The organism is Promicromonospora sp. NPDC050880 (assembly GCF_044456525.1).
In the GTDB taxonomy this organism is placed as follows: domain Bacteria; phylum Actinomycetota; class Actinomycetes; order Actinomycetales; family Cellulomonadaceae; genus Promicromonospora.
Genome location: NZ_JBITFV010000015.1, coordinates 64,861 through 79,019, shown reverse-complemented (window position 1 = coordinate 79,019; position 14,159 = coordinate 64,861). Strand labels below are relative to the sequence as shown.

At 73.7% G+C, this 14,159-nt stretch carries 14 protein-coding genes; 8 read left to right on the top strand and 6 right to left on the bottom strand.

The window, feature by feature from the left end:
- The first annotated feature begins 47 nt into the window (after positions 1-47).
- Positions 48-959 carry a Bax inhibitor-1/YccA family protein gene (locus ACIBBF_RS20645; RefSeq protein WP_397417056.1) on the top strand — a complete coding sequence of 304 codons (912 nt, stop codon included), beginning with the start codon at positions 48-50 and terminating at the stop codon, positions 957-959.
- 74 nt (positions 960-1,033) lie between these two features.
- On the opposite strand, the gene ACIBBF_RS20640 is transcribed toward ACIBBF_RS20645, so the two are convergent.
- Positions 1,034-2,725 (bottom strand): FAD-dependent oxidoreductase, encoded by a 1,692-nt coding sequence (locus tag ACIBBF_RS20640; protein WP_397417054.1) that lies wholly within the window; start codon positions 2,723-2,725, stop codon positions 1,034-1,036.
- A 77-nt stretch (positions 2,726-2,802) separates the two neighbouring features.
- Between ACIBBF_RS20640 and ACIBBF_RS20635 the strand changes: the two genes are divergently transcribed.
- Positions 2,803-2,994: a hypothetical protein gene (locus tag ACIBBF_RS20635; protein ID WP_397417052.1), complete on the top strand. Its 192-nt coding sequence runs from the start codon at positions 2,803-2,805 to the stop codon at positions 2,992-2,994.
- A 16-nt stretch (positions 2,995-3,010) separates the two neighbouring features.
- Positions 3,011-3,271, top strand: coding sequence for a metal-sensitive transcriptional regulator (locus ACIBBF_RS20630; protein ID WP_397417049.1), 261 nt, complete (start codon positions 3,011-3,013; stop codon positions 3,269-3,271).
- Between the two features lie 37 nt (positions 3,272-3,308).
- Here the strand turns inward: ACIBBF_RS20630 and ACIBBF_RS20625 are convergent, their stop codons facing one another.
- The 4 genes from ACIBBF_RS20625 to ACIBBF_RS20610 all read right to left on the bottom strand — a co-directional run bounded on the left by ACIBBF_RS20625 (position 3,309) and on the right by ACIBBF_RS20610 (position 7,402).
- The gene (locus ACIBBF_RS20625; protein WP_397417046.1) at positions 3,309-3,746 is read right to left on the bottom strand and encodes a VOC family protein; all 438 of its coding nucleotides are present in this window, start codon (positions 3,744-3,746) and stop codon (positions 3,309-3,311) included.
- Between the two features lie 55 nt (positions 3,747-3,801).
- The gene (locus tag ACIBBF_RS20620; protein ID WP_397417044.1) at positions 3,802-4,404 is read right to left on the bottom strand and encodes a WHG domain-containing protein; all 603 of its coding nucleotides are present in this window, start codon (positions 4,402-4,404) and stop codon (positions 3,802-3,804) included.
- Entirely contained in the window at positions 4,397-5,254 is an 858-nt protein-coding gene (locus tag ACIBBF_RS20615; RefSeq protein ID WP_397417042.1) for an alpha/beta fold hydrolase, read from the bottom strand. Before ACIBBF_RS20615 ends, ACIBBF_RS20620 begins: the two co-directional genes overlap by 8 nt.
- Before the next feature lie 120 nt (positions 5,255-5,374).
- A complete protein-coding gene (locus ACIBBF_RS20610) occupies positions 5,375-7,402 on the bottom strand; it encodes a glycoside hydrolase family 15 protein (protein WP_397417039.1) in 2,028 nt (675 codons plus the stop codon).
- A 181-nt stretch (positions 7,403-7,583) separates the two neighbouring features.
- Between ACIBBF_RS20610 and ACIBBF_RS20605 the strand changes: the two genes are divergently transcribed.
- Both ACIBBF_RS20605 and ACIBBF_RS20600 read left to right on the top strand, forming a co-directional pair.
- On the top strand, positions 7,584-8,006 hold the full coding sequence (locus ACIBBF_RS20605; RefSeq protein ID WP_397417037.1) for a YciI family protein: 423 nt from the start codon (positions 7,584-7,586) through the stop codon (positions 8,004-8,006).
- Between the two features lie 30 nt (positions 8,007-8,036).
- Positions 8,037-9,332, top strand: coding sequence for an RNA polymerase sigma factor (locus ACIBBF_RS20600; RefSeq protein WP_397417035.1), 1,296 nt, complete (start codon positions 8,037-8,039; stop codon positions 9,330-9,332).
- A 1-nt stretch (position 9,333) separates the two neighbouring features.
- Here ACIBBF_RS20600 and ACIBBF_RS20595 read toward each other — a convergent pair whose 3' ends face one another.
- Positions 9,334-10,113 carry a hydroxypyruvate isomerase family protein gene (locus ACIBBF_RS20595; RefSeq protein ID WP_397417032.1) on the bottom strand — a complete coding sequence of 260 codons (780 nt, stop codon included), beginning with the start codon at positions 10,111-10,113 and terminating at the stop codon, positions 9,334-9,336.
- A gap of 98 nt (positions 10,114-10,211) precedes the next feature.
- Here ACIBBF_RS20595 and ACIBBF_RS20590 point away from each other — a divergent pair, with 98 nt between their 5' ends.
- From ACIBBF_RS20590 to ACIBBF_RS20580, 3 genes are read left to right on the top strand one after another with little or no spacing between them, the layout of a single operon-like run.
- Complete coding sequence (locus ACIBBF_RS20590) at positions 10,212-11,150, top strand: NAD(P)-dependent oxidoreductase (RefSeq protein ID WP_397417030.1); 939 nt, start codon at positions 10,212-10,214, stop codon at positions 11,148-11,150.
- Positions 11,147-13,198, top strand: a complete 2,052-nt coding sequence (locus ACIBBF_RS20585; RefSeq protein WP_397417027.1) for a beta-galactosidase trimerization domain-containing protein — start codon at positions 11,147-11,149, stop codon at positions 13,196-13,198. Before ACIBBF_RS20590 ends, ACIBBF_RS20585 begins: the two co-directional genes overlap by 4 nt.
- Positions 13,191-14,141, top strand: coding sequence for a D-2-hydroxyacid dehydrogenase (locus ACIBBF_RS20580; RefSeq protein ID WP_397417025.1), 951 nt, complete (start codon positions 13,191-13,193; stop codon positions 14,139-14,141). Before ACIBBF_RS20585 ends, ACIBBF_RS20580 begins: the two co-directional genes overlap by 8 nt.
- Positions 14,142-14,159 lie beyond the last annotated feature (18 nt).

Here is a 14,159-nt window from a genome sequence, read left to right as displayed (position 1 = left end):
GCATGTCCAGCGTTCCCTAGGATGGTCAGACAGACCAGGAGGAGCAGATGAGCAACCCCGTCTTTTCGAGAAGCGACGTCTTCGGTGAGCCGCGTCGTACCGGTGCCGCCGGTGCGCGCCGTGGCGGCACCGCCACCTACCCCAACCAGACCCCCGCGTACGGCACCCCGCCGCAGGCCGGCCAGTACGGTCAGTACGGCGCCGCGGGGCAGCAGGCGATGGACGCGTCGGAGCTCGACGCGATGTACCGCTCACCGTCCGCCACCACCGCGGACACGAAGCGGATGACCTACGACGACGTGATCGTCAAGACCGGCGGGCTGCTCGCGCTGCTCGTCGTCGTGGCGGCGGCGACGTGGACGCTGGTCCCGCCGGCGATGATGGGCCTGGTCATGATCGTGGGCCTGCTCGGTGGGCTCGTGCTCGGCCTGGTCAACGCCTTCAAGCGGAACCCCAGCCCGGCGCTCATCGTGGCGTACACGGTGTTCGAGGGCGCCTTCCTCGGCGCGATCTCGCTGCAGTTCAACACGCTGTACGACGGCGTGGTGCTGCAGGCGGTGCTCGGCACCATCTCCGTGTTCGCGGTGAGCCTGTTCCTGTTCAAGAGCGGTCGCGTCCGCGTGACCGCCAAGTTCACGCGCTGGCTCATGTTCGCCATGCTGGGCTACGCGCTGTTCTCGCTGGTCAACCTGGTCCTGATGTGGACCGGGGTGCTCGGTGAGTTCGGTATGCGTTCCTGGGGTGGTGGCCTGGTCGGCATCGTCGTGGGCCTGATCGCCGTCGGCCTCGCGGCCGCCTCGCTGATCGTGGACTTCGACTCGATCAAGCGTGGTGTCGAGGCCGGTGTCCCGGCCAAGATGGCGTGGGCCGCGGCCTTCGGCCTCATGGTCACGCTGATCTGGCTCTACCTGGAGCTGCTCCGCCTGCTGGCGATCGTGTCCAGCTTCGCGCGCGACTAGCTCCGCACCGCACGTCCCGGATCGGGCCAGCCGTCGTCACGGCTGGCCCGATCTGCTGTGTCCGGGGTCGTGCGTCAGGGGCCGGTGGTCGCGCGGACGGCGTCCTGCCACGTGCGGTAGCCGCCGTCGAGGTTGCGCACGTCGTAGCCGAGCTGGGTGAGGAGCCGTGCGGCGGTGTGGCCGCGCTGGCCCACCTGGCAGTGCACCACCACGGGGCGCCCGGCCGGGATCTCCGCGTGCGCGCGGGCGCGCAGCTCGTCCAGGGGAACGTTCATCGCCGGCGACCGCATGCCGTCCCGGGTCGTCTCGACCGTCCCGCGGGCGTGCTCGGCGGGCGTGCGCACGTCCACCAGCGTGGCCCCGCCCCGCACCGCCTCGTCGAGCTCGTGCCACTGGATGCTGCGCGTGGTGCCGGTGCGCAGGTTGTCGGCCACGTAGCCCAGCATGTTGACCGGGTCCTTGGCGGAGCCGTAGGCGGGCGCGTAGGCCAGCTCGAGGTCCGCGAGCCCGGAGGCGGTGACTCCGCCGGCGATCGCGGTGGCGAGCACGTCGATGCGCTTGTCGACGCCGTCGTGGCCCACGGCCTGGGCGCCCAGGATGCGGTCGGTCCCCGGGTCCACGAGCAGCTTGAGCGCCATCGCGCTGGCCCCCGGGTAGTACCCGGCGTGCTGGCTCGGGTGGGTGTGCACGACGCGGTGGGGCCGGCCCTCGGCCCGGAGCTGCTTCTCGTTGCGCCCCACGACCGCCGCGGTCAGGTCGAAGACGCCGACGACGGCGGTGCCCGTCGACGGCCGCATGCCCGTGCGCCCGAGGATCACGTCCGCGACGTGCCGCCCGTGCCGGTTGGCGAGGTTCGCGAGCGGGATCAGGGTGAACGACTCCTGCCCGGCCGCGGACTGCGCGTCACGCTTGAGCGCGGCGTCACCGACGGCGAACACGTCCGGCACCGACGTGCGCAGGTCCTCGTCGACCAGGACGCCGCCGCGCGGGCCGAGCTCGGCACCTGCCAGCTCGGCGAGCTCGGTGTCGGGCCGGACGCCGACGGCGGCGACCACCACGTCGGCCGGGATCTCGCCGGCGTCGGCGCCCGCGGCGTCGGCCAGGACCGCGGTGCCCGGAGTCAGTGCGGTGACCTGGGTCGAGGTGCGGACGTCGACGCCGTGCGACGCCAGCTCGTCGCGGACGCGGACGGCCAGCTCGGGGTCCAGCGGCGTCAGCACCTGGTCGGCCAGCTCCACGACGGTGACCGCGAGACCGCGCCGGACCAGGTTCTCTGCGACTTCCAGGCCCACGAAGCCGGCCCCGACGACGACCGCGGTCCGGGCGTCCGGCCGGCCGGCCTCGGCCAGCAGCCGGTCGGCGTCGGCGACGTCGCGCAGCACGAGCGCGCGCTCCGCGCCGGGGACCTGCGGGACCACCGAGCGGGCGCCGGGGCTCAGGACGAGGCGGTCGTACGCCTGGACGTACTCGTCGCCGGTCGTCAGGTCGCGCACCGTCAGCGTGTGCGCCGCGGCGTCGATGCCGGTGACCCGCTGCCGCACCCGGACGTCGAGGCGGAACCGCGCCGCGAGCGACTCGGGCGTCTGCAGCAGCAGTGCGTCGCGGTCCTCGATCACGCCGCCCGCGTAGTACGGCAGCCCGCAGTTCGCGTACGACACGTGGTCACCCGCCTCGACGACGACGATCTCGGCGTCCTCCGCGAGACGACGGAGCCGGGTCGCGGCCGACATGCCCGCGGCGACGCCGCCCACGATGACGATCCTCATGTGCGTTCCTTCCTCGTTTGACCGCGACAATACCCCGGGGGGTATTCTCGCTCCAAACGACCGCGAAGGAGATGACCATGTGCAGGGCTGTGACGTGCCGGACGTGCGGCAGGACGACGTGGGCGGGCTGCGGGCAGCACGTGGACCAGGTGATGGCGAACGTGCCGCGTGCCGACCGGTGCCCCGGTCATGCCGAGGAGCCGACCGCAGCGCCGGCCGGCGAGCCGCCCGCGAAGGGCTCGCTCCTGTCCCGCCTGTTCGGCCGCTGAGAGGGGAGGCGTGGTCATGGAGCTCGACCCGCAGGAGATGAAGAAGGTGTCCAACCGGCTGCGACGCGCGCAGGGACAGCTCGCCGCCGTCGTGCGCATGGTGGACGAGGGGGCGGACTGCGCCGACGTCGTCACGCAGCTCTCGGCGGTGTCGAAGGCGATCGACCGGGCCGGCTTCGCCGTCATCGCGACCGGGCTGAAGCAGTGCCTGTCGGACGAGGAGAACGGCGCGGCCGACGCCGAGAAGCTGGAGAAGCTCTTCCTGTCCTTCGCCTAGCCTGCCTCGGCCGCCCGTCCCGGCGAGCCGCCTCGACTCAGTCGAGGCAGAACTCGTTGCCCTCGACGTCCTGCATCGTGAGGCACGACTCGTTCTCCTCGTCGGCCTCCTGCAGGTAGAGCCGGGTGCCGCCCAGTGCGACCAGCCGCGCGCACTCGGCCTCGAGGACGTCGACCCGCTCCTGGCCGACCAGGCCCGTGCCCGCCCGCACGTCGACGTGCACGCGGTTCTTGACGACCTTGCCCTCCGGCACCTTCTGGAAGTAGAGCCGGGGCCCGGCACCCGTGGGGTCCGAGGCGGCGGCGCCGTCGGCGCCCCGCTTCTCGGGCGGGAGCGAGCCCTCGTACTCCTCCCAGGTGGTGAAGCCCTCGGGGGCGGGAGGGAGGACGTACCCGAGCACCTCGCACCAGAACCGCGCGACGCGCCACGGGTCCGCGCAGTCGAAGGTGATCTGGACCTGCCTGACAGAAACCATCCGCTCAGCCTAATGACCGCAGGGCACGCCGGGACACGGGATTTCCGGCGGGGCGTCAGCGGGGGGCGGCGACCGGCGCACCCAGCGCCGCGACGCCCGCGACGAGCATGTCGACCAGCACCGCGAAGCTCTGGTCCACGTCTTCCCGCATCCGGAACCCGCCGCCGAGCTCCAGCAGCACGAACCCGTGGATGCCCGACCGGACGGCGCGGACGGCGTCGATCACGCGGTCGTCCGGCAGCTCGAAGCCGCGCAGCGTCGCCACCACGACCTGCACGCCCTCGGCGGCCACGTCGCGGGCGACGGCGTCGGCCGGGTCGTCCGGATCGGGGCCTACCTGCGTGGCGGCGTAGCGTCCGGGGTGGTCGTGGGCGTACCGGCGCCAGGCGCTCGCCAGGGCGCGGAGCGCATCCGCCCCGGCGCGGCCCACGGTCGCCGAGGCGCCCGTTGTGGTCAGCTCGCGCACGGCGAGCACGGCGACGTCGCGCCGCAGGTCGGCGAGCGAGCCCACGTGCTTGTAGAGGCTCGGTGCCGCGACGCCTGCCTTCGCGGCGACCTTCGCGAGCGTGAGGTCCGCGAACCCGCCCGCGCCGCCCTCGTCCACGACCTCGACGGCGAGCCGCACCACGGCGTCGTGCGACAGCCCGGCCCTAGGCACGCCGGCCGCCGTCCTCGGCCGCCCCGGCGCCGGCCGCGCCCGGGAGCCCGCCCAGGAACTCCAGGATCGCGGGGACCGTCACGTCGGGTGCCTGGTGCTGCGGGTAGTGGCCCACCTCGGGCACCAGGACGCCGCGGGCGCCGAGCGTGTCGGTCATCCAGCCCAGCTCCGCCGCCGGGTCCGGGTAGTCGGGGTCGAGCGCGCCGACCACGACCAGCGCCGGCGCCGTGACGTCGGGCAGCCGTGCCTCGACGACCGAGTGGTCGAGCGCGAGCGCGAGGTCGCGGAAGGACCGTAGGTGCGCCGGCTCGCTCAGCGCCTGCCGGACGGCCGCGACGTGCTCGGCGTGCCGCGCCGACCGCCGGCCCTTGCTGATCGACGAGTAGTACGACGCCCAGAACGCGGCGCCCCACGGCCGGGCGAGCAGTGCGCGGTAGGCCACCCGCAGCACGCGCTGCATGGCCGGCGACCCCGGCTCGCGCAGCAACGGGCTGAGCAGGACGAGGCCGCGGACCAGGTCGGGCCGTTCGGCCGCGGCCCACGCGGCGGCCGAGGCGCCCATGGAGTTGCCCAGCAGGACGGCGGGGCCGGCGCCGAGGTGCTCGACGAGGGCCAGGAGGTCGGTGCCGGTGGCGTCGTCGCCGTGCGTCCGGAACGTGGTGTCCGAGTCGCCGTGGCCGCGCAGGTCCGCGACGACGACGCGGTAGCCGGCGTCGACGAGCGCCGGGGCGACGTCGTCGTACGTGGAGCGAAGGTCGCCCATGCCGGGGACGGCGACCACGAGCGGGCCCGAGCCCGAGTCGGTGTAGGCGATGCGTCCCTCGGTGCGCTGCAGGAAGTTTGTCCTCATAGCCATAAAGCTACGCTCATTAGCCAAACCGCACAACCCCCCGAACGTCGAGTGCGGGATCTTCGCCCCTTTCTGTGTGTCAGAAGGGCGAAGATCCCGCACTCAACGGGGTGCGACGGGTCAGGACGGGCCGAAGTAGCCCTTCTCCGCCTCGCCCGACTCGGCCTTGATGACGTGCATGACGGCGTTGATCAGGGCCAGGTGCGTGAACGCCTGCGGGAAGTTGCCCAGGTGCCGGCCGGTGCCCGGCTCGATCTCCTCGGCGTAGAGGTTCAGCGACGACGCGTAGCCGAGCAGCCGCTCGCACAGCGACCGGGCCCGCTCCACCTCCCCGATCTCGACCAGGGCCGACACCAGCCAGAAGGAGCAGATGGTGAACGTGCCCTCCTCACCCTGCAGCCCGTCGTCGGTCTCGTCCGTGCGGTACCGCAGCACGAGGCCGTCCTCGGTGAGCTCGTCCGCGATGGCCAGGACGGTGGCGCGCACGCGCTCGTCGTCCGGCGGCAGGAACCGCAGCAGGGGCACGAGCAGGAGCGACGCGTCCAGCGCCGGGTCGCCGTAGCGCTGCGTGAAGACGCCGCGCTCGTCCACACCCCGGGCGCAGATGTCGTCGGCGATCTCGTCGGCGATCTTCTGCCATTCCTTGGCGTAGTCGAGCTCGTCGTAGAGCCGGGCCAGCTTGGCACCGCGGTCCATCGCCACCCAGCACATGAGCTTGGAGCTGGTGAAGTGCTGCGGCTCGCCGCGCACCTCCCAGATGCCCCGGTCGGGCTTGTCCCAGTGCTTGGCGGCCTCCTCGACCTGCCGCTTGAGGATGGGCCACAGCGACTCGGGGAGCTGCTCGCGCGACTTGGCGTGCAGCCACACCGAGTCGAGCACCGCGCCCCACATGTCGTGCTGGCGCTGGTCGTAGGCCGCGTTGCCGATCCGCACCGGCTGCGCGCCCTCGTAGCCCGACAGGTGCGGCAGCTCGAACTCCTCCAGGGTGTTCTCGCCGCCCACGCCGTACATGATCTGCAGCGGCTGGTCGTCGCTGGTCACGTCCTGGATGAACGCGAAGAAGTCGTTCGCCTCACGCTCCAGGCCCAGCGTGTACAGGCCCCACAGGGCGAACGTCGAGTCGCGGATCCACGCGTACCGGTAGTCCCAGTTGCGCTCGCCGCCCGGCGTCTCGGGCAGCGACGTGGTCGCCGCGGCGATGAGGGCACCGGTGGGGGAGTAGGTCAGGCCCTTCAGGGTCAGCGCCGAGCGCTGCAGGTAGCTGCGCCACGGGTGGTCGGGGAACTGGCCCTGCGTGATCCAGTCGCGCCAGAACCGCTCGGTGCGCCACATCGCGTCGAGCGCGCCCGCGTAGGTGGTCGGGGCGCTCTGCGAGCCCCACGACATCGCGACGAAGTGCGTGGCACCCTCCGTCATCCGGGTGCGCGCGGTGACCCGCTTGCCGCCGTCCAGCCCGAACCGCAGGCTGGAGCGCAGGTGGAGGTCCGGGTTGGAGTCGCCGATGTGGGCCACGACCGCGGAGTAGCCGCTGTTCTCGTACTCCCACTCGACGTCGCGGCGCGCGTAGTCCGGGCGCGGCTCGCAGACGACCTCGAGGTCCACCGTGCCCGACACGCACTTGATGGTGCGCATCAGCACGTGCTCGGCGTCGTCGTCCGTGGGGGTGCGCCGGTGCGTGCCCGAACGCGACTCGAGGTCGTGCCACGGGCCCATGAGCATCGCGTCCCGCACCACGAGCCAGCCCGTGGGGGTCTGCCACGTGGTCTCCAGGATGAGCGTGCCCGGCAGGTAGCGGCGCGCCACCGGCACGTTCACCCCGTGCGGCCCCACCCGGAAGTGGCCGGCTCCCCGGTCCAGGATCTTGGCGAAGATGCTCGGCGAGTCGGGCCGGGGCACGCACATCCACTCGACGCTGCCGGACGGCGCGATCAGCGCGTTGGTCTCGCAGTCGGAGAGGAAGCCGTACTCGCCGATGTGCGGGAACTTGCTGCGGCCGTCCCAGGCCCGGGGGGAGGCGCCGTCGCTCGTGTGTCCTCTGACCGGGCCCGGGCTGGTGGGCGTCGGTGCCTCCCGGCGCCGCGAGGGGGTGCCGGCTGCCGCGGGGGCATCGGCGTCGGCCCCCGGCGACTCAATCGATTCGAGCGTCATGAGACTCAAGGGTTCCGCACGGTCCGCGGGTGTGGCAAACCGTGCGCGTGTGGTGCGCGGCACCCCTTCCGCGCCGTTCTCACGACGCGTTCCGGGGCCGTGTCGATCGAGCGGTTTCCCGTTCGACCTGTGAGTGAGAAGGTCCCGTCGAGGGGGCCGTGACGAACAGGGAGAAGAGACCATGCCGAAGTACATGCTCATCATGCGCGGGACCGACGAGACCGTGGCCGCCTACGAGCAGATGGACTTCCAGAAGATCGTGGCCGACATGGGCCGGTTCAACCAGGAGATGATCCAGGCGGGCGTGCTGGTGGCCGGTGAGGGCCTGGAGGACGCCGCGGACTCCGTGGTCGTGGACTACTCGTCCGAGACGCCCGTCGTGACCGACGGGCCCTACGGCGAGACCAAGGAGCTGTTCAGCGGCTTCTGGATCCTGGAGGTGGCCTCCAAGGAGGAGGCGGTCGAGTGGGCCAGGCGGGCCCCGCTGGCCGGCCCGGGCAGCAAGGCGGAGATCCGCAAGGTGACCGAGATGGACCAGTTCCCGCAGGACGACGAGTACATCCAGAAGGAGCGGGACTGGCGCGAGTCCACGGGCCAGCTCTGAGCCCGAGGGCAGAGGACGGAAGGGAGCGCGATGGACGACGACGCGGCACGACGGGCGGTCGAGGCGGTCTGGCGCATCGAGTCCGCGCGCATCGTCGGCGCGCTCACCCGCTACACCCGGGACTTCGAGCTCGCCGAGGACGTGGCTCAGGAGGCGCTCGCCGAGGCGCTCGTCTCCTGGCCCCGTGACGGCACGCCGCGTGACCCCGCGGCGTGGCTCGTCACCACGGCCCGGCGCCGGGCGATCGACGCCTACCGGCGCCGGGCCGGGCGCGACGAGCGCTACGCGGTGCTGGCGCACGGCCTCGCCGAGGGGGAGGTCGTGACAGGCGGGCCGACGCCCGGCACGGGTGTTCTCGCAGGTGACCCGGGTTCTGCACCCGATCTGCTCGAGCCCGGGCGCATCGACGACGACGTGCTCGCGCTCATGTTCGTGTCCTGTCACCCGGTGCTGTCCCGGGAGGCGCGGATCGCGCTGACCCTGCGTGTCATGGGCGGCCTGACGAGCGAGGAGATCGCCCGGGCGTTCCTGGTGCCCGTCGCGACGGTCCAGGCGCGCATCACCCGCGCCAAGAAGACGATCGCGGCGGCCCGGGTCCCGTTCGAGGTGCCCGACGGCGCGGACCGGGCGCAGCGGCTCTCGTCGGTGCGCGGGGTGCTGTACGTGATCTTCACCGAGGGTTCCTCGGCGACGTCGGGCGACGACTGGATCCGGCACGACCTGGCCCGCGAGGCCGTGCGCCTGGCACGCGTGCTCGCCCGGCTCGCCCCCGAGCCCGAGACGTTCGGCCTGCTCGCGCTCCTGGAGCTGACCGCCGCCCGGTTCCCCGCCCGGACGGGCCCGGCGGGGGAGCCGGTCCTGCTGGAGGACCAGGACCGGCGGCGCTGGGACCGCTCGGCGATCACCCGGGGTCGGGCGGCGCTGCGCCGCGCCGCCGGCCCGGCCGGGATGGGGGCCTACGCGCTGCAGGCGGCGATCGCCGAGTGCCACGCGGTGGCCCCCTCCGTGCCCGGCACGGACTGGGAGCGGGTCGTGGTGCTCTACGAGGCGCTCGGCCGCATCGCGCCGTCGCCCGTGGTGGACCTGAACCGTGCGGTCGCCGTGGCGATGGCCCGCGGACCCGAGCTGGGGCTGCGGGTCGTGGACGACCTGGTCGACCGCCGTGTGCTGCAGGGTTCCCATCTGCTGCCGGGCGTCCGCGGCGAGCTGCTGGCCCGCCTGGGCCGCCCGGCAGAGGCCCGGGCGGAATATCTTCGTGCGGCGGCCCTGTGCACCAACACGCCGGAACGCGCGGTCCTGACGGCCAAGGCCGCCGCCCTGCCCTGACTCAACGGGTCAGCCAGGTGAGGTGGTCGGCGGTGGTCGGGCGGTACTCGCAGCCCGTCCAGCCCGGGTAGCCGCTCGCGTCCAGCGCGTCGAAGAAGGCCGGGTAGTCGATGGTGCCCGTGCCCGGTTCGCCGCGGCCCGGGGAGTCGGCGATCTGCACGTGGTCGACCGTGGCGCCGTGCCGTGCGATGTCCGCCACCACGTCGGCGCCGTTGTTGTGCAGGTGGTAGGCGTCGAAGAGCACGCCGACGCCGTCGCCCGCGCGGTCGGCGACCGCCCGCGCGTCGTCGAGGGTCAGGATGGGGTAGTCGCCGTTCTCGCCGCGGGTCAGCGGCTCGACCAGGACCGTGACGCCGGCGTCGGCCAGGGTGTCGGCGGCGAGCCGGAGGTGCCGGGTCGCCGTCTCGTCCTGGACGGCCGCCGGGACGTCCGGCAGGCGCTGCCCGTACAGCGCGTTGACCCGGTCGCAGCCGGTCGCCCCGACGATCGACCGCAGCACCGCGAGGTTGCGCCGCAGCTCGTCGGCCCGGTCCGGGTGGGAGATGACGCCGCGCTCACCGCCGGGCATGTCACCCGCCCAGAGGTTGAGGCCGGTGAGCCGGACGTCCGCCGCGGCCAGGGCGTCGACGAACGCCCCCACCTGCGCGGCGTCCGGGTCGGGGGTGGCGAACGGCCACCAGCACTCGACGGCCTCGAACCCCGCGTCGCGGGCATGGCGGAACCGTTCCGGCAGCGGCACCTCGCTGAACAGCAAGGACACGTTGGCGGCGAACCTGGGCATCTCGTACTCCGATCGTCGGCATTGACCGAGACAGGTATATCGAAATACCCTTCGTCAGGCCAGTCCTGATTCACTGGACGCGCAGACGTGATCAATCGATGGATCATCGAACGAAGGAGTTCGGTCGTATGGCAGTCGTGGGCTTTGTCGGGCTCGGTGTGATGGGGCGTCCGATGGCGGCGAACCTGGTGCGTGCCGGCCATGAGGTGCGGGCGTTCAGCCGCGGTGCCGCAGGCCGGGAGCGGGCCGCGGAGCTGGGGGTACCCGTCGTCGGTGGGGTCGCCGAGGCGGTCCGGGGGGCGGACGTGGTGATCACCATGCTGCCCGACACCCCGGACGTGCGGGCCGTGGCCCTCGGCCCCGACGGCGTGCTCGACCACCTCGCACCGCAGGGCGCCTACATCGACATGAGCACCATCGAGCCCGCGGGCGCCCGGGAGATCGCCGAGCGGTTCACGGCCGCGGGGCACGACGTACTCGACGCACCCGTGTCCGGCGGCGAGGCCGGTGCCCGCGAGGGTGCCCTGTCCATCATGGTCGGCGGGCCGGCGGACACGGTCGAGCGCTGGCGCGACCTGCTCGGCGCCATGGGCACCACCGTCGTGCGCGTCGGTGACGCCGGCGCCGGGCAGGTCGTCAAGGCCGCCAACCAGCTCGTGGTGGCCACCCACCTGCAGGCGCTCGCCGAGGCGGTCGTCTTCCTGGAGGCCCACGACGCCGACGTCGCCACCGGGCTCTCGGTCATCGCACGCGGCCTCGGGGGCAGCACCGTCATCGACCGCAAGGCCGACGGCGTGCTCGCCGGCGACTTCGCACCGGGGTTCCGCCTCGACCTGCACCACAAGGACCTCGGCATCGTGGAGGGTGCCGCCCGGGCGCGCGGCGCCGTCCTGCCCGTCACGGGCCTGGTCGGCCGGCTCGTCCAGTCCCTGGTGCAGCGGGGGGACGGCGGGCTCGACCACTCCGCTCTCGTGGCGCTCGCCCGCGAGCTCAACGGGACGACACCGAGCACGACACCGGGGACGGTGACGCGATGAGCCTGACCACACAGACCACGGGCACGCAGGAGCAGGTCCGGGCCGGGTGGTGGCACGAGCCCTTCCAGGTGTTCCAGACGAACCTGCGCGAGATCGACGCCGGGCTCGACGTGGAGCGCACCCTCGACGCGGTCCAGGGGCACGGCGCGAACGTCTGGCTGCTCAACGTGGGCGGCATCCTCTCGCACTACCCGACCGGGCTCGACGTGCAGACGCGCAACCCGTACCTGGCGCAGCGGCCCGGCGGCGACCTGGTCGGTGACGCCCTGGCCGCCGCGCGGCGGCGGGGCGTGCGGCTGCTCGCCCGGATGGACTTCTCCAAGGTCGCGCCCGCGATCGCCGACGCCCACCCGGAGTGGCTCTACGTCTCGCCCACGGGCGGGCGCCAGGAGTTCGAGGGGCTGGTCAGCGTGTGCCCCAGCGCCGGGTACTACCAGCGGCAGATCTTCGACGTGCTCGACGAGGTGCTCGACCGCTACGAGGTGGACGGGTTCTTCTTCAACTGGTTCGGGTTCAACGAGGTCGACTACGCGGGCCGCGTGCACGGCGTCTGCCACTGCGCCGCCTGCGTGGCCGGGTTCCGCGCGCACACCGGGCTGGACCGCCTGCCCGACCGCGCGGGCGACGAGCACTACCGCGAGTGGCGCGGCTACGCCGCCGCGACCATCGACGCGCTCACCGCCCGGGTCCGGGCGCACATCGCCGCCCGCCGGCCCGACGCCGCGCTGATCCTCGGCACCGCCGCCGACGTGCTGTTCCACGAGGCGAACAACGCGATCGGGCGCACGCTGTGGCCGTACGCGACGGGGGAGGCCGTCAGCGCCCTGCGCTCGGCGCAGCCCGGCAAGCCGGTCATGGTCAACGCCGTCGCGTTCTGGGACATGCCCTACCGGCTCGCCGGCGAGCAGCCCGAGATGCTGGGCCAGTACCTCGCCCAGGCCGTCGCGCGCGGCGCCAACCCGTCGACCTACATCATGGGCCCGACCGGCCGGATCGCCTACGACGGGCTGGAGGCCGCGGCCACGGTCACCCGGTTCCACCGCGACCACCGCGACGTGTACACGGGGCTGGCGCCCGCCGCCGAGGTGGGTCTGGTCCGCCCCGACCCGCTGGACGACGACGGCCGGTTCGGCACCGGCGTCGCCGAGCACCGGGGCGTGCTGACGGCGCTGGTCGAGCGGCACGTGCCGTTCGACGTCGTGCCCGTGGCCGCCCTGGAGAGGCTGTCGCTCGACCGGTTCCGGGTGCTCGTGCTGCCCGACCTGCCGTCCCTGCCGCCCGGCGCCGCCGACGCGCTCGACGGGTACGTCCGGGCGGGCGGCTGCGTGGTGGCCACCGGGCGCAGCGGCATCGCCCCCGACGGCTCGGTGCTCGACTGGTTCCCCGGCCTGCGGGTGACCGGGGTGGACGCCGACCGGGACGTCCTGAAGTCCAGCTACGTCCAGCTCGAACCGGACGCGGGGGCCGCCGCCGTCGAGGGCACGCGCGTCGCGCCCCGGCACGGCCGTCACCACCGGCTGGCCTGGCGGGCGGACGCCGCACCGCGGCACCGCCTCGTGGAGAGCGCCCCGTACGGCCCGCCGGAGAAGGCGTACGGCCACGTGCCGGGCCACGAAGGCGTCGGCGGGGTCCGCGACCACGGGGCCGGCACGGTGGTCCAGCTCCCCTGGGTGGCCGGTACGGCCTACCGGGACACCGGGCTCACCGTGCTGCGCGACCTCGTGGTCGACCTCGTCACCGAGCGGCTCGGGGACCGGCCGGTCGTGCTGGAGGGGCCGGAGCAGATCGAGGTGGTCGTCGGCCGGTCGGCCGCCGGGCTGGTCGTGCACCTGCTCAACCACTCGGGCCGGCGCGACAACGGCTACGGCCCGGCCGTCCCGGTGCACGGCGCCGTGCTGCGGCTGACGGGCCTGGCCGGGCGGCCCGCGCGGGCGCTCGCGGGCGCGGCCACGGTCGTGGACGACGGCGACGACCTGGTCGTGCGGCTCGCTACGGTGGCCGAGCTCGAGGTGGTCGTGGTCGAGGACGGGGGTGGCGCACGTGGCTGACGTGATCGTCGTCCGGGGCGGCCAGCGCGACCGGGTCGTGGCGGCGGTGCGCGCGGCGCACCCCGGCGTCGTCGTGGCCGCGCCGGACGACGCCGACGCGCTGTCCGCCGCGACCGTCGCGACCGGGCGGCTCACCGACGCGGAGGTCGCCCGCATGCCGCACCTGGCGTGGGTGCACTCGTGGGCGGCCGGCGTGGAGGGCGACGTCGGGCCCGCGCTGCGCGGTCGCGCGACGGCGCCGGACGACGCCGTGACCGTCACGTCCTCGGCCGGCAACGGTGCCATCCCGCTGGCCGAGCAGGCGCTGATGCTCATGATGATGCTGGGCCGCCAGGCCCCGCGCTGGGCGGAGGCGCAGCGGGAGCGCCGCTGGGACCGGTTCACGCACGACGAGCTGCACGGCCGCACGGTCGGCGTCTACGGGTACGGCAACGTCGGGCGCGAGCTCGCGGTGCGGGCCCGGGCCTTCGGCATGGACGTGGTGGGGCTGCGCCGTCGGCCCGCCGGACCCGACGACCCCGTGGACCGCATGCTGCCCCCGGACGCCGTGGACGAGCTGGCGGCCATGAGCGACTTCCTCGTCGTGGCCGCGCCCCTCACCGCGGAGACGTCCGGGGCGATCGGCCTGGGGACCCTGCGCGCGCTGGGGTCCGAGGGGCACCTCGTGGTCGTCTCGCGCGGCGGGATCGTGCGCGAGCCGGACCTGGTCACGGCCCTGCGCGACGGCGTCATCGCCGGGGCGGGCCTGGACGCGCACGCCACGGAGCCCCTGCCCCCCGACTCCCCGCTGTGGGACCTGCCCCGCACGATCATCACCCCGCACAACGGGGCGACGACGCCCTCCACCGCGGACCGCGGCACGGCGATCTTCCTCGACAACCTGGACCGATGGCTCGCGCGGCGCCCGCTGCGCAACGTCGTCGACGTCGGGCGCCTGCCCTGACACCTGGCATCGCGCCCC